The sequence below is a fragment of the Luteimonas endophytica genome, assembly GCF_029887875.1.
Classification (GTDB): Bacteria; Pseudomonadota; Gammaproteobacteria; order Xanthomonadales; family Xanthomonadaceae; genus Luteimonas; species Luteimonas endophytica.
In genome coordinates this window covers 1-19,936 of the sequence record NZ_JARXRM010000032.1, presented here as the reverse complement: position 1 = coordinate 19,936, position 19,936 = coordinate 1, and the positions used below count along the sequence as shown (strand labels likewise).

18 protein-coding genes are annotated in these 19,936 nt (G+C 71.9%); 4 read left to right on the top strand and 14 right to left on the bottom strand.

Features of this window, described 5'->3' with window-relative positions:
• Complete coding sequence (locus tag QFW77_RS10190) at nt 1–336, bottom strand: MGMT family protein (protein ID WP_280574532.1); 336 nt, start codon at nt 334–336, stop codon at nt 1–3.
• A 46-nt stretch (nt 337–382) separates the two neighbouring features.
• On the opposite strand from QFW77_RS10190, the gene QFW77_RS10185 reads away from it, so the two are divergent.
• Nucleotides 383–793, top strand: coding sequence for a hypothetical protein (locus QFW77_RS10185; protein WP_280574531.1), 411 nt, complete (start codon nt 383–385; stop codon nt 791–793).
• A gap of 45 nt (nt 794–838) precedes the next feature.
• On the opposite strand, the gene QFW77_RS10180 is transcribed toward QFW77_RS10185, so the two are convergent.
• Nucleotides 839–1,966 carry an inorganic phosphate transporter gene (locus tag QFW77_RS10180; protein WP_280574529.1) on the bottom strand — a complete coding sequence of 376 codons (1,128 nt, stop codon included), beginning with the start codon at nt 1,964–1,966 and terminating at the stop codon, nt 839–841.
• 10 nt (nt 1,967–1,976) lie between these two features.
• Nucleotides 1,977–2,603: a DUF47 domain-containing protein gene (locus QFW77_RS10175; protein WP_280574527.1), complete on the bottom strand. Its 627-nt coding sequence runs from the start codon at nt 2,601–2,603 to the stop codon at nt 1,977–1,979.
• A 271-nt stretch (nt 2,604–2,874) separates the two neighbouring features.
• On the opposite strand from QFW77_RS10175, the gene QFW77_RS10170 reads away from it, so the two are divergent.
• Both QFW77_RS10170 and QFW77_RS10165 read left to right on the top strand, forming a co-directional pair.
• On the top strand, nt 2,875–4,185 hold the full coding sequence (locus tag QFW77_RS10170) for a hemolysin family protein (RefSeq protein WP_280574526.1): 1,311 nt from the start codon (nt 2,875–2,877) through the stop codon (nt 4,183–4,185).
• Nucleotides 4,175–4,831 carry an exopolysaccharide biosynthesis protein gene (locus QFW77_RS10165; RefSeq protein ID WP_280574525.1) on the top strand — a complete coding sequence of 219 codons (657 nt, stop codon included), beginning with the start codon at nt 4,175–4,177 and terminating at the stop codon, nt 4,829–4,831. The genes QFW77_RS10170 and QFW77_RS10165 overlap by 11 nt, the downstream gene beginning before the upstream one ends.
• 25 nt (nt 4,832–4,856) lie before the next feature.
• Here QFW77_RS10165 and QFW77_RS10160 read toward each other — a convergent pair whose 3' ends face one another.
• From QFW77_RS10160 to QFW77_RS10150, 3 genes are all read right to left on the bottom strand, one after another.
• A complete protein-coding gene (locus tag QFW77_RS10160; protein WP_425603312.1) occupies nt 4,857–6,977 on the bottom strand; it encodes a putative bifunctional diguanylate cyclase/phosphodiesterase in 2,121 nt (706 codons plus the stop codon).
• Entirely contained in the window at nt 6,974–7,867 is an 894-nt protein-coding gene (locus QFW77_RS10155) for a phosphate/phosphite/phosphonate ABC transporter substrate-binding protein (RefSeq protein WP_425603314.1), read from the bottom strand. Before QFW77_RS10155 ends, QFW77_RS10160 begins: the two co-directional genes overlap by 4 nt.
• A gap of 112 nt (nt 7,868–7,979) precedes the next feature.
• Nucleotides 7,980–8,750: an RNA methyltransferase gene (locus QFW77_RS10150; protein WP_280574524.1), complete on the bottom strand. Its 771-nt coding sequence runs from the start codon at nt 8,748–8,750 to the stop codon at nt 7,980–7,982.
• Between the two features lie 88 nt (nt 8,751–8,838).
• On the opposite strand from QFW77_RS10150, the gene QFW77_RS10145 reads away from it, so the two are divergent.
• The gene (locus QFW77_RS10145; protein ID WP_280574523.1) at nt 8,839–9,669 is read left to right on the top strand and encodes an inositol monophosphatase family protein; all 831 of its coding nucleotides are present in this window, start codon (nt 8,839–8,841) and stop codon (nt 9,667–9,669) included.
• 269 nt (nt 9,670–9,938) lie between these two features.
• Here QFW77_RS10145 and secF read toward each other — a convergent pair whose 3' ends face one another.
• From secF to queA, 8 genes are all read right to left on the bottom strand, one after another.
• Nucleotides 9,939–10,904: a protein translocase subunit SecF gene (secF, locus tag QFW77_RS10140; protein WP_280574522.1), complete on the bottom strand. Its 966-nt coding sequence runs from the start codon at nt 10,902–10,904 to the stop codon at nt 9,939–9,941.
• Nucleotides 10,905–10,917: 13 nt separating this feature from the next.
• The gene (gene secD, locus QFW77_RS10135) at nt 10,918–12,777 is read right to left on the bottom strand and encodes a protein translocase subunit SecD (protein ID WP_280574521.1); all 1,860 of its coding nucleotides are present in this window, start codon (nt 12,775–12,777) and stop codon (nt 10,918–10,920) included.
• Nucleotides 12,778–12,883: 106 nt separating this feature from the next.
• The gene (gene yajC / locus QFW77_RS10130; protein ID WP_280574519.1) at nt 12,884–13,222 is read right to left on the bottom strand and encodes a preprotein translocase subunit YajC; all 339 of its coding nucleotides are present in this window, start codon (nt 13,220–13,222) and stop codon (nt 12,884–12,886) included.
• A gap of 123 nt (nt 13,223–13,345) precedes the next feature.
• Nucleotides 13,346–14,470 (bottom strand): tRNA guanosine(34) transglycosylase Tgt, encoded by a 1,125-nt coding sequence (tgt, locus tag QFW77_RS10125; protein ID WP_280574517.1) that lies wholly within the window; start codon nt 14,468–14,470, stop codon nt 13,346–13,348.
• 166 nt (nt 14,471–14,636) lie between these two features.
• Complete coding sequence (locus tag QFW77_RS10120; RefSeq protein ID WP_280574516.1) at nt 14,637–15,653, bottom strand: ABC transporter ATP-binding protein; 1,017 nt, start codon at nt 15,651–15,653, stop codon at nt 14,637–14,639.
• Nucleotides 15,650–17,311, bottom strand: coding sequence for an ABC transporter permease (locus QFW77_RS10115; RefSeq protein WP_280574513.1), 1,662 nt, complete (start codon nt 17,309–17,311; stop codon nt 15,650–15,652). The genes QFW77_RS10120 and QFW77_RS10115 overlap by 4 nt, the downstream gene beginning before the upstream one ends.
• Nucleotides 17,312–17,393: 82 nt before the next feature.
• Nucleotides 17,394–18,479, bottom strand: coding sequence for a Fe(3+) ABC transporter substrate-binding protein (locus QFW77_RS10110; protein WP_280574511.1), 1,086 nt, complete (start codon nt 18,477–18,479; stop codon nt 17,394–17,396).
• A gap of 133 nt (nt 18,480–18,612) precedes the next feature.
• Nucleotides 18,613–19,653, bottom strand: coding sequence for a tRNA preQ1(34) S-adenosylmethionine ribosyltransferase-isomerase QueA (queA, locus tag QFW77_RS10105; RefSeq protein WP_280574510.1), 1,041 nt, complete (start codon nt 19,651–19,653; stop codon nt 18,613–18,615).
• Nucleotides 19,654–19,936: the final 283 nt, after the last annotated feature.

The window sequence follows — 19,936 nt, the reverse complement described above, 5'->3', positions numbered from 1 at the left end:
CTACGCCGAAGGCCCCCAGAGCGCGGCGTCGAGGTCGGCTCCGGGCCTGGCCATGCGCACCCTGCCCCGCTGCACCTCGACGCCCTCGGCGCGCAGGCGCCGCGCCTGCTCGCGCCAGCCGCGGCTGTCTTCGGCGAAGGCGATGCGCCCGTCGCTGCGCAACACCCGGTGCCATGGCAGCGCATCGTCGCCGTTGCCGGCCAGGATCCGCGCCACCAGGCGTGCGCGGCCCGGCAGCCCGGCCCGGCGTGCCACCTCGCCGTAGCCGGCCACGCATCCGCGCGGGATCGCGCGGATCGCCGCGAGGATGCGCGCCTCGGCAGACAGCTGGTCCATGGGGCATTAGGATAGCCGCACGATCCACTTCGGGCACCGCAAGCGCATGCAGAATTTCGAACAGGTCCGCAGCCACCTCCGCGCCGCCGATTTCCGCGTCACCATGCAGGAGCCGTATGTGATCTGCGTCGAGCTCTCGCTCGACAGCGGCCGCCGCCACCAGGCGATCTTCCTCTCCGAACTGCAGGACGACGACGGCCGCGCGTATCTGCGCGTGAGCACGGTGATCGCGCCGATCACCGGCATCGACGCGCGCCGCGCGCTGGCATTCAACTGGGAAAGCCGGGTCGGCTACCTGGCGGTCGGCGACCTCGATGGCGTGCCCTACCTGCAGCTGTGCGAGAACCGGCCCTACGCCGGGCTGGATGCGGCCGAGCTCGGCCGCCTGGTGCTGGAGATCGGCGGCATGGGCGATCGGCTCGAGCGCGCGCTGTCGGCCGACGGCGACCTGCTCTAGGAGTCCGGCACCGGGCCAGCCGTTCCCGCTTGGACCCTAGCCCTCCTACACCCAGCCGAACCGCTGGAGCAGCCTGAACAGGCCGAACGCGATCCCGCCCGACATCGGGATGGTCAGGATCCAGGCCCAGATCATCTTGTTCACCACGCCCCACTTGATCGCGTTCAGGCGCTTGGCGGTGCCCACGCCCATGATCGCGGCGGAGATGTTGTGGGTGGTGGAGACCGGGATGCCCAGCGAGGAGGCGCCCAGGATCACCGACGCCGCGCTGGTCTCGGCGGCGAAGCCGTGGATCGGGTGCAGCTTGACCAGCTTGTGGCCCAGGGTCTTGATGATGCGCCAGCCGCCGGCGGCGGTGCCGGCAGCCATCACCAGCGCGCAGGTGATCTTGATCCACAGGTCGATGTCGCCCTCGGCGAGGGCCGCCTCGGAGGGGTGCAGGAACGCCAGCAGCGCCGGCAGCTCGTCCATGGTCCCCGCGGCCTCGGCGCTGATCAGGGTCAGGGCGATGATGCCCATGGTCTTCTGCGCATCGTTCATGCCGTGTGCGAAACCCATGCTCGCGGCGCTGACGATCTGGCTCTTGCCGAAGAACGCGTTGACCCAGCGCGGCCGCGCGATCCGCGCCGGCCAGCCGCCCGCGCGCGCCATCGCCGCGATCGCGGCGAACAGCACGCCCATCATCAGGAACCCGGCCAGGAAGCCGAGTACCGGCGAGCTGACCATCGGCACGATCACCTTCCACAGCACCCCGGCGCTCTGCCAGACCGGGTCGGCCGGCTCGGACCAGATCACCACGCCGAAATCCATCGACGCCGCGGCCAGGGCGGCGCCGAGCAGCCCGCCGATCAGCGCGTGCGACGACGAGGACGGCAGGCCCCACCACCAGGTGATGAGGTTCCATGTGATTCCGCCCAGCAGCGCGCACAGGATCAGCTGCGAACCCACGTCCACCACCCCGGCGTCGATCAGGCCCGAGGCGATGGTCTTGGCCACCGCGGTCCCCGCCAGCGCGCCGATCAGGTTCATCACCGCCGCCATGCCCACCGCCTGCATCGGCGACAGCACCTTGGTGGCCACCACCGTGGCGATGGAGTTGGCGGTGTCGTGGAAGCCGTTGATGTACTCGAACACCAGCGCGGTCGCCACCACGATCAGGACCAGGGTCAGCATCCCCGGCCCCTCAGGAATTCTTCAGCACGATTTCGTAGGCCACCACGCCGGCCTCGCGGCAGCGGTCGATGGCCTTCTCGAGGATCTCGAAGAATTCCTTGAGCAGGAACATCTGCAGCGGATCGAGCCTGCCGGAGTAGATGTCGCCGTAGAGCTCCAGCATCAGCCGGTCGGCCTCGTTCTCGATGGTGCGCAGTTCGTCGCCGAGCGCCTTCATCGGCTCCAGCTTCATTCGCTTCAGGTCGCGCACCATCTTCACCACCACCCCGGCGGCCTGCTCGAGCATCGCCGCGCGCGGGGCGAAGTCGATGTGCTCGAGATGCGGGATGGCCAGGGAGTAGCGGTCGGCGAACTTCTCGATCTGCTTGGGGATCTTGTAGAGCGCCGAGCCGAGCGCCTCGATGTCCTCGCGCTCGATCGGGGTGATGAAGCTGTCCACCAGCTCCTGGCTGATCCGGTTGGAGACCTCGCGCTCGCGCAGCCGCGCCAGGCGGAACGCGTCCAGCGCCGGCTGGCGGTCCGATTCGCGCAGCATCACGTGCAGCGCCCGGGCGGCGTCGTGGGCCGCCACCGCGGCCTCCTCGAGCAGGGTGTAGAACTGGTTGCCGCGGCCGAAGATGGTTTGCAGGGAGAGCATGGACAGGACCTTGCGATGCCCAGGGCGGTCCGCCGGGGGCTTCCGGGCGCGAATTATGAAGCTTTCATGACGGAATTTCCCGCCACTGTCATGTTTCGGGCCCGCCGGCCGGCCGCGCCGGCCCGCCCCGCCCCGCCCCTGCTATGATCTCCAGCCGCGCTGCCGCGCCCGCGACCACGATGGAAGACGACTCCAGACCGCCCCCCCGCCTTCCGCTCGTCCGCACCGGCGCACCGCCCCCCGGCCCCGCCCCGCACCTGGAATCCGGCGGATGCTGGAATTCCTGATCGTCCTGGTGCTGATCGCCTGCAACGCGTTCTTCGCGCTGTCGGAGATGTCGGTGGTCACCTCGCGCAAGGCGCGGCTGAAGCAGCGGGCGGCGGAGAGCCGCGCGGCGCGCCAGGCCCTGCAGCTGGCCGAGCACCCGGAGAGCTTCCTGTCGACGGTGCAGGTCGGGATCACCCTGATCGGCATCCTCACCGGCATGTTCGGCGGCGACGCGATCGGCCATTCGATCGGCCTGTGGCTGGCCGCCACCGTCCCGGCGCTCGGCGACTCCGCGCCGACCCTCGGGCTGGTGCTGGCGGTCGGCCTGATCACCTACCTGACCATCGTGCTCGGCGAGCTGCTGCCCAAGCGCCTCGCGCTGCTGGCGCCCGAGCGCGTGGCGGCGGTGGTGGCGCTGCCGATGCACGCCATCGCCCGCGCCGCCACGCCCGCGGTCTGGCTGCTCAGCGCCAGCGTGCGCGGCGCGCTGCGCCTGCTGCGGCTGTCCGACAGCCAGGCGGCGCACGTCAGCGAAGAGGAGATCCGGCTGCTGGTGAGCGAGAGCCACGAGCAGGGGGTCATCGACGCCGACGAGCGCAACATGATGAACCGGGTGCTGCGGCTGGGCGACCGCAGCGCCGAAAGCCTGATGACCCCGCGCACCCGCATCGCCTGGCTCGACGCCGGCGAGAGTTTCGAGGAGAACCTGGCGGTGATGCGGCAGACCCCGTTCTCGCGCTACCCGGTCTACCGCGACAGCGACGCCGACGTGCTCGGCGTGCTCGAGGTCAAGTCGCTGCTCGACCGCATCGACGAGCGCGAATTCGACCTGTTCAAGTACCTGCGCGACGCCCTGTTCGTCTCCGAGTCCACCCCGGCGCTGAAGCTGCTGGAGATCTTCCGCGAGGAGCAGCAGTCGCTGGCGCTGGTGGTCGACGAGTACGGCGACGTCACCGGCCTGATCACCGTCAACGACCTGCTCGAGGCGGTGATCGGTCGCACCCAGACCGGCGAGGGCGCCGACGCCACCCCGCTGGTCACCGCGCGCGAGGACGGGTCGCTGCTGGTCGACGGCGGCCTCACCGTCGACAACGTGCGCGAACTGCTCGGCGGCGGGCCCCTGCCCGGCGAGGACGAGCACGACTACCACACCGCGGCCGGCATGGTGATCGCCAGGTTCGGCCGCATCCCCAACACCGGCGAATGGTTCGAGTGGAACGGCTGGCGCATCGAGGTGGTGGACCTGGACGGCCCGCGCGTGGACAAGCTGCTGCTGCAGCCCCCGCCGGAGGCGGACGCCGACGATGAGCGATGAGGACAGCCCCGGCGCCGGGAGCAGGCGCTGGCACGCCTCGCCGGAGGCCGGCGTGCGCGCACTGCTGGCCGCCTACGCGGTCGGCGACCCCGACGAGCTGCTGGAGCTGCGTGAGCTGCTGTCGGGCCTCGGCAAGCGCGTGTTCGGGATGCTGCTGTTCATCGCCGCGGTCCCCTCCTTCATCCCCATTCCCGGCCTGGCCGGCGCGATCGCCGGCCCGCTCACCGTGTTCATCGGCCTGCAGCTGCTGGCCGGGCTGCGGCGGCCGTGGCTGCCGCGCTTCATCGCCCGCCGCGGGCCGCACCGCCGCACCCTGCTGAGGTTCGAGCGCCGCATCTCGCCCTGGCTGGAGCGCCTGGAACACCTGGTCCGGCCGCGCCTGGACGCGGTGCTCGCGCATCGTGCGGCTGCCATGTTCACCGGCCTGCTGCTGGTGGTGCTCGGCATCCTGCTGGCCCTGCCGATCCCCTTCACCAACTACCTGTTCGGCGCGCTGCTGCTGCTGTTCGCGCTGGCGCTGCTGGAGCGCGACGGCGCGTTGATGCTGGCGGCCTGGGGCCTGGGCGTGGTCGCCATCGCGGTGTTCGGCGTGCTCAGCGGAAGCCTGGCCGCGGCCGCGGCCAACTGGATCGGGATGCTGTTCTGAGTCCCCGGGCACGGCCTTCGCGCCGTCAGCCGATCAGCCGCGCCAGCTCCTGCGAGCTCATCGGGTGGCCGAGCCAGTAGCCCTGGGCGAGGTCGCAGCCGCGTTCGCGCAGCACCTCGAACTGGCCCTCCTGCTCCACGCCCTCCGCCACCACGGTCATGCCCAGCGAATGCGCCATGGCGATGATCGCGGTGGTCAGGGCCAGGTCGTCGGGATCGCGGAGCACGTCGGCGACGAAGCTGCGGTCGATCTTGACCCCGTCGATCGGCACCCGGCGCAGGTGGCTCAGGCCGGAGAAGCCGGTGCCGAAGTCGTCCAGCCACACCTGTACCCCGGACTCGCGCAGGCGCGTGAGCAGGCTGCTGATCTGCAGTTCGTCGCCGATCACGGCGGTCTCGGTGAGCTCCAGGTGCAGGCGCCGCGGCGCCATCCCGGTCTCGCGCAGCACGTCCTCGATCTGGCGCGCCAGGTTGCCGGCCCGCAGCTGCCGCGGCGAGACGTTCACCGCCACGAACAGCTCGTCGTGGCCGAGTTCGCGGTGCCAGCGGGTCGCGTCGATGCAGGCGGCGCGCAGCACCGCCGGGCCCAGCGTCTCGATCAGCCCGCTCTGCTCGGCCACCTCGATGAAGATCGACGGGGCCACCATGCCCTGGGTCGGGTGCTTCCAGCGCAGCAGCGCCTCGGCCCCGAGCAGGCGGTTGTCGGCCATCCGGAACACCGGCTGGTAAACCAGGCTGAGTTCGCCGCGCTCCCAGGCGCCGCGCAGGTCCTGCTCCATCCGCACCCGCCGCTCCACCGCCTGGTCCATCGCCCGGCTGTAGAAGCGGTAGCAGTTCTTGCCGGCCAGTTTCGCCTGGTACATGGCGATGTCGGCGTTCTTCATCAGCATGGTCGCGCCGGAGGCGTCCTCGGGGAACAGGGTCACGCCGATCGAGATGCCCAGGAACACCTGGCGCTGCTCGATCGCGATCGGCCGCCCCAGCTCCTCGACCAGCCGCGCGGCCAGGCGGCTGGCACGCTCGCGGATATCGCCGTCGGTCGCCTCCACCAGGATCACGAACTCGTCGCCGCCGAAGCGCGCCAGCAGCGCGCCGTCGCCGCCCTCGCGTTCGACGGTGTTGCGGATGCGCTCGGCGAAGCTCACCAGCACCTCGTCGCCGGCGTCGTGGCCGAGGGTGTCGTTGACGCGCTTGAAGTCGTCGATGTCGGTGAACAGAAGCGCCAGGCGCCGCGCCGCGCCCTGCGACTGGATCATGCGCTGGTCGAGGATCTCGCGGAACGCCAGCCGGTTGGCCAGCCCGGTCAGGATGTCGGTGTAGGCCATGCGGCGGATGTCGCGGTCGTGGCGGACGATGCTCTCGCCCATCCGCCGGAACCCGCGCATCAGGTCGCCGACCTCGTCGTTGCGCCGGCTGGCCGGGACCTCAGCGCTGAAGTTGCCGGCCTCGATCTCGCGCGCGGCTTCGGCCAGCAGCCGGATCGGGCGCACCAGCGCGCGCTGCACGATCACGCTCATCGCCACGCCCAGCAGCACCAGAGCGGCCAGCAGCAGCAACACCCACTGCAGGTGGCGGCGGCCGATCTCCTGCAGGCTGTCGCGCAGCACCGCAGTGGCGCGGTTCTCGTCGGCGCGCACAGAATCGAGCGAATAGCCGATCCGCACGCCGCCGAGCTTCTCCTCGCCGATCCGCACCGGCGCGGCGACATCGAACACGCGGTCGTCGCTCTGCACCCGCACCGCATCCGCGGCGACGGCGTCGCGGGCGAAGACGTCGTCCATGACCTGGCCGTAGGTGGCGATGTCGCGGGAGCCGTCGTGGATCACCTCGCCGGCGGCCGAGTAGACGATCACGTAGTCGACGTCGGGCTGGCGCTGCACCTGGGCGATGGCCGCGCCGATCGCATCGAGGTCGAAGTAGTACAGCGGGTTGACCAGGCTGGCCGCCAGGCGCTCGGCCTGGCCTTCGCCCTGCGCGCGCAGGCGGCTGAACACCAGGCCGTGAAGCGAATCGCGGCTGTGGGCCAGCATCTCGTCGCGCATCCCGTCCTGGCGCTGCAGGATCAGCACGATCACCGCCAGGGTGATCAGCATGGCCGCCAGCAGCACCGTGACCGAGCGCGCGTACAGGCCGTAGCGCATGCTCATTCGATTTCCGCGCTCACCCGCGCCACCGCCTTGCGCAGGTACTCGAGCTCCTCCCCGGCCTGGGCGTCCAGCGCCAGGAAGCGGGTGGTCTGGAAGAACCCCAGCAGCGCCTCGGCGGCGTCGGGATCGCCTGCCGCCTCCAGCAGCACCTGGCGCAGCCGCGCCTGCACCGCGGGATCGAGGTCGCCGCGGACCATCTCCAGCGCGCGCGGGTAATCGGGGGTCTGGTGCAGGATCCTGAGATCGCGACGGTACGAAGGCGGCATCGCCCGGGGATTGTCCCAGTCCAGGTTGCTCATGGCGCCGACGTCGACCAGGCGCTTGTGGACCCAGGTGGAGATGTTGGCCTCGGAGCGCGCGAACAGGTAGCCGACCGAATCCATCGAGGGACGGTCCAGCGGCGAGAGCAGGATCTCCAGCGGCAGGTCGCGCTCCAGCAGCTCCACCGCGGGGACGAAGTACGCGCTGGTGGAAGCGCGGTTCTGGAACGCCACGCTGCGCCCGCGCAGGTCGTCGAGCGATTCGATGCCGCTGTCGCGGCGGGCGAAGAACACGGTGCGATAGCGGCTGACGCCGGTGCGCTCGGTCAGCAGCAGCGGCACGGCGCCGGCGCGCTGCTGCAACAGCATGGCGCTGGCCGAGGTCTCGGTGACCCAGTCGACCCGGCCGCGGCGCAGGTAGCTCTGCATCTGCTGCGGGTCGCGGGCCATCAGGATCCGCCCTTCGCGGATGCCGACGTCGGCCATGCGCGGGACCACGTAGTCGAGCAGGGGCTTGAGCTGCTCGTAGTGCGCCGCCGGGTCGTCGGTGATCCGCCCCAGCACCAGCACGTGGCGGTCGGAGCCCACGGCCGGGAGGGTCGCCAGCCCGGCGAGGACCAGCCCGCACAACAGACGGCACAGCTGGCGGGCGGGCGTGGTCAAGCGGACTTCATCGATCGGGGCGGCAGCGGGAGACTAGCCGAAACCGCCACCCCACGACAGCATCCCGCAGAATCCCGGCTCACTCCCCGCGTCCGTCGGCGAGCCGGGCCATGCGCTGCGCGTCGGCGAGCACCCCGCGCAGCAGCCTTACCTCGCGCGCGTCCGGGCGGCAGCGCAGGAACAGGCGGCGCAGCTTGTGCATCGCGGCCTCCGGGGTGCGGCCCTTGTGGAAATCGATCGCGTCCAGGGTCTCGGCGAGCTGGGCGAAGAAGCCTTCCATCTCGGCGTGGCTGGCCGGCGGTTCGGCGCGCGGGGCGGCACCGGCCGCGACCGTGCCGGCCCGCGCCAGCAGCGCCAGGCGCAGCTCGTACGCCAGCACCTGCACGGCCGCGGCGAGATTCAAGGAGCTGTAGCCGGGATCGGCGGGAATGTGCACCGCGGCGTGGCAGAGCTGCAGCTCGGCGTTCTCCAGGCCGGTGCGCTCGCGGCCGAACACCAGCGCCACCTCGATCGCCTCGCCGGCCGCTTCCACCGCCCGCGCCGCGGCCTCGCGTGGCGCCTGCTGCTCCAGGGCGATGCGGCGGTCGCGCGCGGTGCAGCCCAGCACCAGGCCGCAGTCGGCGACCGCGGCGGCCAGGTCGTCGTGGCGCTCGGCGCCCTCGAGCACGTCGGCGGCGCCGGCGGCCATCGCCTCGGCGTCGGCGTGGGGGAAGCGCTGCGGCGCCACCAGCGCCAGCCGCGCCAGCCCCATGGTCTTCATCGCCCGGGCGGCGGCGCCGATGTTGCCCGGGTGCTGGGTGCCGACCAGGACGATGCGGATGCGCTGGGCGGGGTGCGGGGTGGCCTGCATGCCGCCAATGGTAAACTGCGCGCGCCGGCCCCTGCGCCGGCGCGTTCTTTTCCCCTGCCCGCCCCTGCCGCGCCCGGAGCCTTCCGCGATGCAAAAACCAGCCGTCAACGTCATGGTCAAGGCGGCCCGCGCCGGCGGCAACGTGCTGCTGCGGCACATGCACCGGCTCGACGCGCTCAACGTGGTCGAGAAGGACCGCATGGACTACGCCAGCGAGGTCGACGGCCTGGCCGAGACCGAGGTGATCAAGGAGCTGCACCGCGCCAACCCCGACTACGCCATCCTCGGCGAGGAAGGCGGCGCCAGGAAGGGCAACCGTGGCGTCAGCCGGTTCACCTGGGTGATCGACCCGCTCGACGGGACCAGCAACTACCTGCGCGGCTTTCCGCACTGGTGCGTGTCGATCGCGCTGGTCGAGAACGGCGAACCGCTGCACGGGGTGATCTTCGACCCGCTGCGCAACGAGCTGTTCACCGCCAGCCGCGGCAGCGGCGCCCAGCTCAACGAGCGCCGCATCCGCGTCGGCGAACGCCGCGAGCTGTCCGGGGCGATGCTGGCCACCGGGTTCCCGCCGCGCGAGCGCGAGCGCGCCGGCGCCCAGCTCGAGTGCATCCGCGAGCTGCTGCGCGAGGCCGAGGACGTGCGCCGCACCGGCTCGGCCGCGCTGGACCTGGCCTACGTGGCCTGCGGCCGGGTCGACGCCTACTTCGAGGCCGGGGTGAAGCCCTGGGACATCGCCGCCGGGGTGCTGCTGGTGCGCGAGGCGGGCGGCAAGGTCAGCGATTTCCGCGGCGCCGGCACCGGGCCGATGGACGCGCGCGCCACCGCCGGGCGCCAGCTGCTGGCCGGCAACGTCCGCATCGCCGAGCCGCTGCAGAAGACCATCGTGTCGTCGGGCTACGCGCGGGCGTTCGCCTAGGCAGCAACTGGGCCGCGAACGCCGGCGTCGGCGCGCCGCAGGCAGAGCGCGGAGCGCCCCCAGCGCCGCGTAGGAGCGTGCCATCCACGCGAAGACCGGCGCGGCCGGCAACGCCCGCAGTCGCCGCAGCACGTGAAATCACCTTCCGGCCGCGCCTGCTGCTCGCACGGCTTTCGCCGCCATGGGCCGCTCCCACTGGCAAACGCCGCGCCGGGCGTTCTGGCGAAAGGAACGGGCGCCGGGACGGGACCGGGGTCACGCAGCGGCGGTCACGGCCTCCTGGCCAACGCCGCCTCGTCGCGCGCCTTCGGCAGCAGGTCCTGCTTGGTGACCTTCAGGAAGCCGACGGTCAGCAGCGGGCAGGCGATCAGGATCGAAGACAGGGTGCCGACGATCACGCCGATCATCTGGGTCAGCGCCAGGCCCTCCAGCGAGCCGCCGCCGTACAGGTACAGCGCCAGCACCGACAGGAAGAACACCGCCGAGGTGATGATGGTGCGCGACAGGGTCTGGTTGATCGAGGCGTTGAACACCTCCAGCGGTGGCGCGCGCATGGCGCGGAAATTCTCGCGCACGCGGTCGAACACCACGATGGTGTCGTTGATCGAGAAACCCATCACCGCCAGCAGGCCGGCCAGCACCGTGAGGTCGAACTCGCGTCCGCTCAGGGCGAAGTATCCGGCCACCACGCCGACGTCGAACAACGTGGTCAGCGAAGCCACCACCGCGAACTTCCACTCGAAGCGGAAGCCGATGTAGATCAGGAAACCCACCAGCACGAACAGCACCGCTTCGGTGGCCTTCTCCGCCAGTTCCGCGCTGACCTGGGAGCCGATCGACTCGCTGCTCAGCACCTGGGCCGGGTTGCCGGGCGTGCTCACCGCCTCGCGTACCTGCTGGACCAGCTGGCTGTTCTGGTCGACGGTCAGCTGCTCTTCCTCGGCGCGCAGGCGCACCAGCAGATCGGTGCCGCTGCCGAAGGTCTGCACCTGGGCGTTGGGGTGGCCGGCCTCGGCGATGCGCGCGCGCACCGAGTCGACGTCGGCCGGCTGCTCGAAGCGCAGCGTGACCGCGGTGCCGCCGGTGAAGTCCAGCGCGAGGTTGAAGCCGTTCACCGCGACCGCGCCCAGCGAGACCGCCAGCGCAACCAGCGCCAGGCTCAGCGTGATCCAGCGCAGGCGCATGAAATCGAACTTGGTGTCGCTGGGGATCAGCGTAAGCGGGAAGATCTTCATAAGGGGAGTCCCGTCAGATGGCCAGCGACTTGAGCTTCTTGCGGCGGCCGTAGATCAGCGTGACGATGCCGCGGGTCACGGTGAGCGCGGTGAACATCGAGGCCAGGATGCCGACCACCAGGGTGATCGCGAACCCCCGCAGCGGGCCGGTGCCGAACGCGTACAGCGCCACGCCCGCCAGCACCCCGGTGATGTTGGCGTCGAAGATCGAGCTGGAGGCCTTGTCGTAGCCGCTGGCGATCGCCGCCTTGGCCGGTACGCCGTTGCGCAGCTCCTCGCGGATGCGCTCGTTGATCAGCACGTTGGCGTCCACCGACAGGCCGATCGACAGCGCCAGCCCGGCGAACCCCGGCAGGGTCATGGTGGCGCCGAAGATCGACATCACCGCGGCCACGATCAGCAGGTTCAACAGCAGCGCAGCGCAGGTCACCAGGCCGAACATGCGGTAGTAGGCCATGAAGAACACCAGCGTGAACAGGAACGCGAACAGCACCGCGGTCACGCCGCGCTCGACGTTCTCCCGGCCCAGGCTCGGGCCGACGATGCGCTCCTCGATGAAGTCCATCGGCGCGGCCAGCGAGCCCGAGCGCAGCAGCCTGGCCAGGTCGTCGGCCTCCTGCTTCTCCAGCCCGGTGGTCTGGAACTGGCGCCCGAACACGCCGTTGATGTTGGCGACGCTGATGATCTCCTCGCTGACCCGGAAGGTGCGCACCTCCTCGCCGTCGACCATCCGCACCTGCGGCACGCGCTCGATGTAGACCACCGCCATCGGCTTGCCGACGTTGAGGCTGGTGAAGTCGAACATCCGCTTGCCGCCGCTGGCGTTCAGGGTGACGCTGACCGCGGGCAGGCCGTTCTCGTCGTAGCTGGACTGCGCGGTCACCATCTCCTCGCCGGAGGCGATCACCCGGCGGCTGAGGATCTCGGGAATCGGCTTGCCGTCCACCCCGGTCTGGCGGCGGTAGTAGATGCGGCCCTCGGGCGGGACGATGCCGCTTTCGACCGCGTCGTAGGCGTTGCCGTCCAGCACCGCCCGGTACTCCAGGGTGGCGGTGGCGCCGATCATGCGCTTGGCCTCGGCGGTGTCCTGCACGCCGGGCAGCTGTACCACCACGCGGTCGTCGCCCTGGCGCTGGATCACCGGCTCGGCCACGCCGATCTCGTCGATGCGGTTGCGCAGGGTGGTGATGTTCTGGTCGATGGCGTCGCGCGCGATCTGTTCCAGCTCCGCCTCGGGCAGGCGGATGGTGATGCGGTTGTCGCCCGGCTCGCGGTTGAGGGTCGGCTGGGCCGCGGCGAGCACCGAGAGCGCGGCATCGAGGTCGGCACCCGGCGCCAGGTTGGCGACGATCGCGCCGTCGCCGCGGCGCTCGACCGACTGGTAGCGGATCCGGTTCTCGCGCAGGGTCACCCGCGCCTCCTCGGCGTAGGCCTCGACGCGCTTGTCCAGCGCCGCCTGCTGGTCGACCTGCATCACGAAGTGCACGCCGCCCTGCAGGTCCAGGCCCAGCATCATCGGATTGGCGCCGAGCGAGGTCAGCCAGTCCGGCACCGTGCGCGCCAGGTTCAGCGCCACGGTGTAGCGCTCGCCCATCCCGGCGCGCAGCGCATCGGCCGCGGCGGTCTGCGCCTCCAGGTCGGGCAGGCGCACCAGCAGGCTGTCCTCGTCCTGGTCGATCGCCTTGGGAGCGACCCCTGCCTCGCGCAGCAGGCCCGCGGCGCGCTCGCGCAACGCGTCGTCGACGGTGGCGCCACGCTGCGCGGTGATCTGCACCGAGGGGTCCTGCGGGTAGATGTTGGGCAGCGCGAACAGCATGCTGCCCAGCACCACGATCAGGATGAGGACGTACTTCCAGCGGGGAAACTCGAGCATCGCGTAGCCCTGCGCGCGGGGTCGACCGACCGGCGCCTAGGAGGAGTGGAGGCCCTGCACGGATCGCTCGGCGGGGGCGGCGAAGCCGCCAAACCCGCCGGCGGCGTCAGGCCGACTTGAGGGTGCCCTTGGGCAGCACGTTGCCGACGGCGCCCTTCTGCACGCGGATCTCGACGCGGTCGGCGATCTCGACGGTGATGAAGCTCTCGCCGATCGCCCGCACGGTGCCGGCGATGCCGCCGCCGGTGATGACCTCGTCGCCGACCGAGAGCTTCTCGAGCATCGCCTTGTGCTCCTTGGCGCGCTTCATCTGCGGCCTGATCAGCAGGAAGTACATGATCGCGATCAGGATCAGCGGGAACATCAGGGTCGAGAGCAGGCTCGGCCCGGCCGGCGCGCCGGCGGCGGCGTGGGCGGGGGCGATCAGGAAGTCCAGCAGGTTCATCGGTAGGTCCGTGGCGAAAAATAGCGGGGAATTATGCCATGCGGGCGCCCCCGGGCGCTTTTCCTCGTCCCGGGGCCCGGCGCGGGGCCGGCGCGCCGGCGTGCGGCGCGCCACGGCAACGGCTCAGGATGCCTGGCAGGCGTGGAATGACTCGCGGAAGGCGGCGAAGGTTCCCGCGGCGATGGCCTCGCGCATCCGCGCCATCAGCGCCTGGTAGTGCCACAGGTTGTGCAGCGTCCCCAGGACCGGCCCCAGCATCTCGTTGCAGCGGTCCAGGTGGCGCAGGTAGGCGCGGCTGAAGCCGCCGCTGCAGGCCGGGCAGCCGCAGCCCTCCTCGATCGGCCGCAGGTCGCGCTCGTACTTCGCGTTGCGGATACGCACCGTGCCGGTGGTGGTGAAGAAGTGGCCATTGCGGGCGTTGCGGGTCGGCATCACGCAGTCGAACATGTCGACGCCCCGCGCCACCGCCTCCACCAGGTCCTGCGGCCGCCCCACCCCCATCAGGTAGCGGGGGCGGCCTTCGGGCAACTGCGGGCAGGTGTGTTCGAGCATGGCGTTGCGCTCGGCCTCGGTCTCGCCCACCGCCAGGCCGCCGATCGCGTAACCGTCGAAGCCTATCTCCTTCAGGCCCTCGGCCGATCGTGTCCGCAGGGCGTGGTGCACGCCGCCCTGGACGATACCGAACAGCGCCGCGTCGTTGCCCTCGTGCGCACGCCGGGAGCGCTCCGCCCAGCGCAGCGAAAGCTGCATCGAGCGCTCCACCAGCTCGGCGCCGACGGGGGCGCCATCCACCTGCACCGGCGGGCATTCGTCGAAGATCATCACCACGTCCGAGCCCAGCACCTTCTGGATCCGCATGCTCTCCTCGGGCCCGAGGAACACGGTGCTGCCGTCGGTCGGCGCCTGGAAGGTCACGCCCTGCTCGGTGATCCGGCGGCGATGGGCCAGCGAGAACACCTGGAAGCCGCCCGAGTCGGTGAGGATCGGCCCGTTCCAGCGCGCGAACCCGTGCAGGCCGCCATGCGCCTCGATCACCTCCAGCCCGGGCCGCAGGGACAAATGGAAGGTGTTGCCGAGGATGATCTCGGCGCCCAGCGCACGCAGCTGCCCGGGCAGCATGGCCTTGACGGTGCCGTAGGTCCCCACCGGCATGAACGCCGGCGTCTCCACGGTGCCGCGCGGGAAGGTCAGCCTGCCGCGGCGGGCGGCGCCGGCGCTGGCGAGCAGCTGGAACTGCATTCGGGACATGCGGGGGAAACCGGATCTGCTGCGCGCGCGCGGCCGCCCATTGTCGCGGATCGCGCCGGGCGATGGGAGCCGGCCTCAGCCCGCACGACCGGCGCCGGGGACCGGAGCCGTGCAGGTGACGCCGCGCCGCGGCGAGACCCCGGTGCTGGCCACGGCCCCTTGCCGGTCATTGCCGCGGGAATGTGACCAGCGGGCCTTCTGCCAACCGCAGCGCCAGCGCGGCGCCCGGCTCGCGCGGGGCCGCCTCGGCCAGGTCGACCTCCACCACCTCGCCGCTGTCCAGGCGCACGCTGCCGACGTAGCCGGGGCCGCGGAAGCCCGCCTCCAGCAGCACTCCGCGGATCGGCCCTTCGGGGTCGTGCAGCAGGCATTCCGGGCGCAGCAGCACCTCGAGTTCCGCCTCCAGGCCCACCGCGGTGCCGGGCACCAGCGCGCCGCGGCCGATGAAGTCGGCGACGAAGCGATGCGCCGGGCGCCGGTACAGCGCCTCTGCGCTGTCCCACTGCAGGATCCGGCCCCGTTCCATCACCCCGATCCGGTCGGCCATGGCGAAGGCCTCGGCCTGGTCGTGGCTGACCAGCAGCGCGGTGGCGCCGGTGGCCCGCAGCAGCGCCCGCAGTTCGTGCGCCAGGCGCCCGCGCGTGTCGACGTCGAGATTGGAGAACGGCTCGTCCAGCAGCAGCAGCGCCGGCTCCGGCGCCAGCGCCCGGGCCAGCGCCACCCGCTGCTGCTGGCCGCCCGACAGCTCGTGCGGATAGTCGGCGGCCGCGCCGCCCAGCCCTACCAGCTCCAGCATCGCCGCCACCCGCGCCTCGCGCGCGGCGCGCCGCAGCCGCCGCAGGCCGAAGCCCACGTTGCCGGCCACGCTCAGGTGCGGGAACAGCGCGTAGTCCTGGAACATCATCCCGACCCGGCGCCGCTCCGGCGCCAGCGCGCGGCGGGGTTCGGCCACCACCGCGCCCTGCAGCAGGATCCGCCCGGCACGCACCGGCTCGAACCCGGCGATCGCGCGCAGCACCGTGGTCTTGCCGCAGCCGGAGGCGCCGAGCAGGCAGCCGATCTCGCCCTGCCGCAAAGCGAGCGAGAGCTCGTCCACCACCACGTGCAGGCCGCCCGGGGCGGGATAGCCGACGCGGACCCGCTCCAGCGCCAGCAGCGGTGCGGCGCCCGTCGCGGTCCTCACGCCCGCCGCTCCCCGCCATGGACCGAACCGGCGCGCGCCAGCAGCACCACCGGCAGCAGCCCGGCGGCCACGATCAGCAGCGCCGCCAGCGCGCCCTCCTCGTAGGTGCCGCGCGCCGCCTCGGCATAGAGCCGGGTGGCCAGGGTCTCGAAGTCCAGCGGCCGCAGCAGCAGGGTGGCCGGCAGCTCCTTCATCGTATCCACGAACACCAGCAGCGCCGCCGCCGCCAGCGCCGGCCGCAGCAGCGGCAGGTGCACCCGCGCCAGCGCGCTTCCGGGCCGCTCGCCGAGGCTGGCCGCGGCCTGGTCCAGCGAGCCGGGGATGCGGGTCAGGCCGGCCTCGATGCCGCCGACGGAGATCGCCAGGAAGCGCAGCACGTAGGCGACCACCAGCGCGGTCGTCGAGCCCATCAGCAGCATCCGCGGGGCGCCGCCGAACGCCTGCAGCAGCAGGTTGGCCGCATCGTCGAACCAGGCCAGCGGCAGCAACAGGCCGATCGCCAGCACCGTGCCCGGGATCGCATAGCCGAGGCCGGCCACGCGCAGGCTCGCCGCGGCCAGGGCCGGGCGCCGTCGCCGCTGCGCCAGGCGCAGCGCCCACGCCACCACCAGCCCGGCCAGCAGCGTGGCCACGGTGGCCACGGCCGCCACCGCCACGGTGTTCCACGCGCTCTCCAGCAGCTGCGGCGACAGGCCGCCGTGGCCACTTAGCCGCTGCGCGCTCTGCCAGCCCAGCGACGCCGCGGGAATCGCGAAACCGATCGCCACCGGCAGCGCGCCCAGGCCGAACGCCAGCGCCGCCGCGCCGCCGCGCAACCGCAGCGGCTGCATCGGCCGCGGCCGCTGGGTGGCGGCGTAGCGCTGGCGGCGGCGGCCGGAGCGCTCGAGCGCGATCAGCAGCGCCACGACCGCCAGCATCGCCAGGGCGATCTGCGCCGCACCCGGCAGGTCGCCGCGCGTCACCCAGGTGCTGTAGATCGCCACGGTCAGGGTCTGGACGCCGAGGAACTCCGAGGCGCCGATGTCGTTGAGGGTCTCCAGCAGCGCCAGCGCCGCGCCGATCGCGATCGCCGGCCGCGCCAGCGGCAGCGCCACCCGCCACAGCAGCGCGGCGGGCGCTGCGCCGAGCGTGCGCGCCGCCTCCAGCAGGCTGGCGGCCTGGGTCACGAACATCGCCCGCGTGGTCAGGTACACGTACGGGTACAGCACGAAACCGAGCAGCAGCACCGCGCCGGCCAGCGAACGGATGTCCGGCAGGCGCAGATCGCGCGGGCTGTCGTGGCCGAGCAGCGCCCGCACAGCGCCCTGCACCGGGCCCAGCGGATGCAGCAGGTCGAGATAGGCGAACGCCACGATGTAGGTCGGCACCGCCAGCGGCAGCAGCAGCGCCCAGGCCAACACCCGCCTGCCGGGGAAGTCGTAGGCGGTGACCAGCCAGGCGGCGCCGGTGCCGATCGCCACCACCAACGCCGCGACCCCGGCCAGCAGCGCCAGGGTGTTGAGCGCCGAGCGCGGCAGCACGTAGACCGCGATGTGCGACCACAGCCCCGGGCTGCCCTGCGCCGCGGTCCACGACAGCGCCAGCAGCGGCAGCAGCACGGCGGCGGCGATCGCCAGGGCCGCCAGCTGCCACGGATCGGGCGGGCGCCAGGCGTGCATGGCGTGCGTCACCCCGCGGGCGCCGCGCGCACCCGCCCGGCGCCCGGCCCGCACCATCCGAAGCGCGGGGGCGCCATCGGGCTCAGTTGTCGAAGCCGACCTTGTCGACCAGCTCGCTGGCCTGGCGGCGGTGGCGGACCACCTCGGCCAGCGGCAGCGGGTCGACCTTCATCTCGCCGAAGCTGGCGACCACCGGATCGAGCTCGACGCCGGCCTTCACCGGGTACTCGTAGTTCGCCCGGGCGTAAAGGCTCTGCGCTTCGTCCGAGACCAGGTACTCCAGCAGCCTCACCGCGTTGTCGCGGTTGGGGGCGTGGCGGGCGACCGCTGCGCCGCTGATGTTGACGTGGGTGCCGCCGTCGGCGGCGCCGGCGAACACCGGCCGGATCACCTGGATCGCATCGCCCCACTGGCGCTGCTCGGAGCCTTCCTCGGCGTTCTTCATCCGCCCCACGTAGTAGGCATTGGCGATGCCGATGTCGCAGATGCCGGCGAGGATGTCGCGGGCCACGTCGCGGTCGCCGCCGGCGGCCTTGCGCGCCAGGTTGGCCTTGACCCCGCGCAGCCATCGTTCGGTGGCCTCGGCACCGTTGTGGGCGATCATCGCCGCGAACAGGCTGGTGTTGTAGGGGTGCTGGCCGGAGCGGATGCACACCCTGTCCTTCCATTCGGGATCGGCCAGGTCCTCGTAGGCGAAGCCGTCCAGCTCGAGTTCTCGGTCGGCGTACAGCACCCGGTCGCGCAGCGACAGCGCGAACCATTCGCCGTCTGCGCCGCGCAGGTGCGCCGGCACCGCCGCCGCCAGGATCGCGGATTCCACCGGCTGGGTATGTCCGCCCTCCACCAGGTCCAGCAGGTTGCCGGTGTCGACGGTCATCAGCACGTCTGCGGCCGAGCGCTCGCCCTCGGCGCCGAGCCGCTCGAGCAGGCCGTCCTTGAGGAACACGGTACTGACTTCGACGCCGGTCTCGTCCTCGAAGGCATCCAGCAGCGGCTGGATCAGCCCCGGCTCGCGGGTGGTGTAGAGGTTGACCACGCCGCTCGCGGCAGGCTGGTCGACGGATTCAGCGGCGCCGGCCGGGGCGGCCGGTTCCTGCTGGCTGCAGGCCGCCAGCAGCGCCGCACAGGCGATGGCGAACAAAGGCGCGGGGGAAGCAATGGAGCGCATCGGCAGTGTCCTCTTGCGTTGGTCGCGGAGTCCGGCCAGGACCGAGGGCCGGCGAAGATGAGAATTATACTCATTTACGACGGCGCCCGCAGTTCGCTCGGCCGCGCGGCCGCGGTGCGGCCGCTCGGTCGGCTCAGCCTCCGGCGCCCGCCGGGAACAGCAGCATCGCGTCGCCATAGGAGAAGAAACGGTAGCGCTGCTCCACGGCATGCCGGTAGCCGGCCAGCACGCGCTCCCTGCCCGCGAACGCCGCCACCAGCATCATCAGCGTCGATTCGGGCAGATGAAAGTTGGTCATCAGTGCATCGACGCTGCGGATCCGATAACCCGGGAAGATGAAGATCCGGGTCTCGCCGGCGAACGGGTGCAGCTCGCCTTCGTGCATCGCGCTCTCCAGCGCCCGCACCACGGTCGTGCCCACTGCGATCACCCTGCCGCCGGCGGCGCGGGTGCGGCGGACCTGCGCCACCAGTTCGGCGCCGACGTTGAGCCATTCGCTGTGCATGCGATGCGCGTGCACGTCCTCCACCCGCACCGGCTGGAAGGTTCCGGCGCCGACGTGCAGGGTGACGTGGCCGAACTCGACGCCGCGTTCGCGCAACGCGTCGAGCAGCGCGTCGTCGAAGTGCAGCCCGGCGGTCGGCGCGGCCACCGCGCCGACCTGGCGGGCGAACACGGTCTGGTAGCGCTCGGCATCGTCCCTGCCGGGCTCGCGGCGGATGTAGGGCGGCAGCGGCATGCGCCCGGCCTGCAGCAGCCAGGATTCGAGCGCGTCCGGCACGTCGAAGCGCAGGTGGTAGAACCCGGCGTCGTCGCGCCCGAGCACCTCGGCGCTGCCGCCGCCGTCCAGGGCGATGCGTCCGCCCGGCTTCGGCGCCTTGCTGGCGCCGACCTGGGCGCGCGCCTCGTTGTCGGGCAGCAGGCGTTCGAGCAGGATTTCGACCCGGCCGCCGCTGTCCTTCTGCCCGAACAGCCGCGCCGGGATCACCCGGGTGTCGTTGAACACCAGCAGGTCGCCCGGTTGCAGCAGCTCCGGCAGGTCGCGCACGTACCGATCCGCGAACGCGCCCTCGCCCGGCGGCACCACCAGCAGGCGGCTGGCGGAGCGCTCGGGCAGCGGTGCCTGGGCGATCAGCTCCGGCGGCAGCTCGTAGTGGAAATCGGCTCGCTTCAAGGCGGGAGACCATCGGGGGCGCCGGGCATTGTAAGGCGCGGGCTGGAGTCCCCGTCGTGGCGATGCTGCCCTGCTCCAAGAAGCAGTCGGACTCGTCGGCTCCGGCGCCAGCGGCGCCCGGGCCGGGGAAGGCTCCCCGGCGGAGCCGGGCCATCCATGGCGCGCGTCGGCCATGGCTCGCGCCCCACGCGGCGAACCACTGCTCGATTGAGAAGCCGGTGCGTGGGCTTCGGAGAAGCCGGTGCGTGGGCTTCGGAGCCGGCGGCGCCCGGGCCGGCGGAGG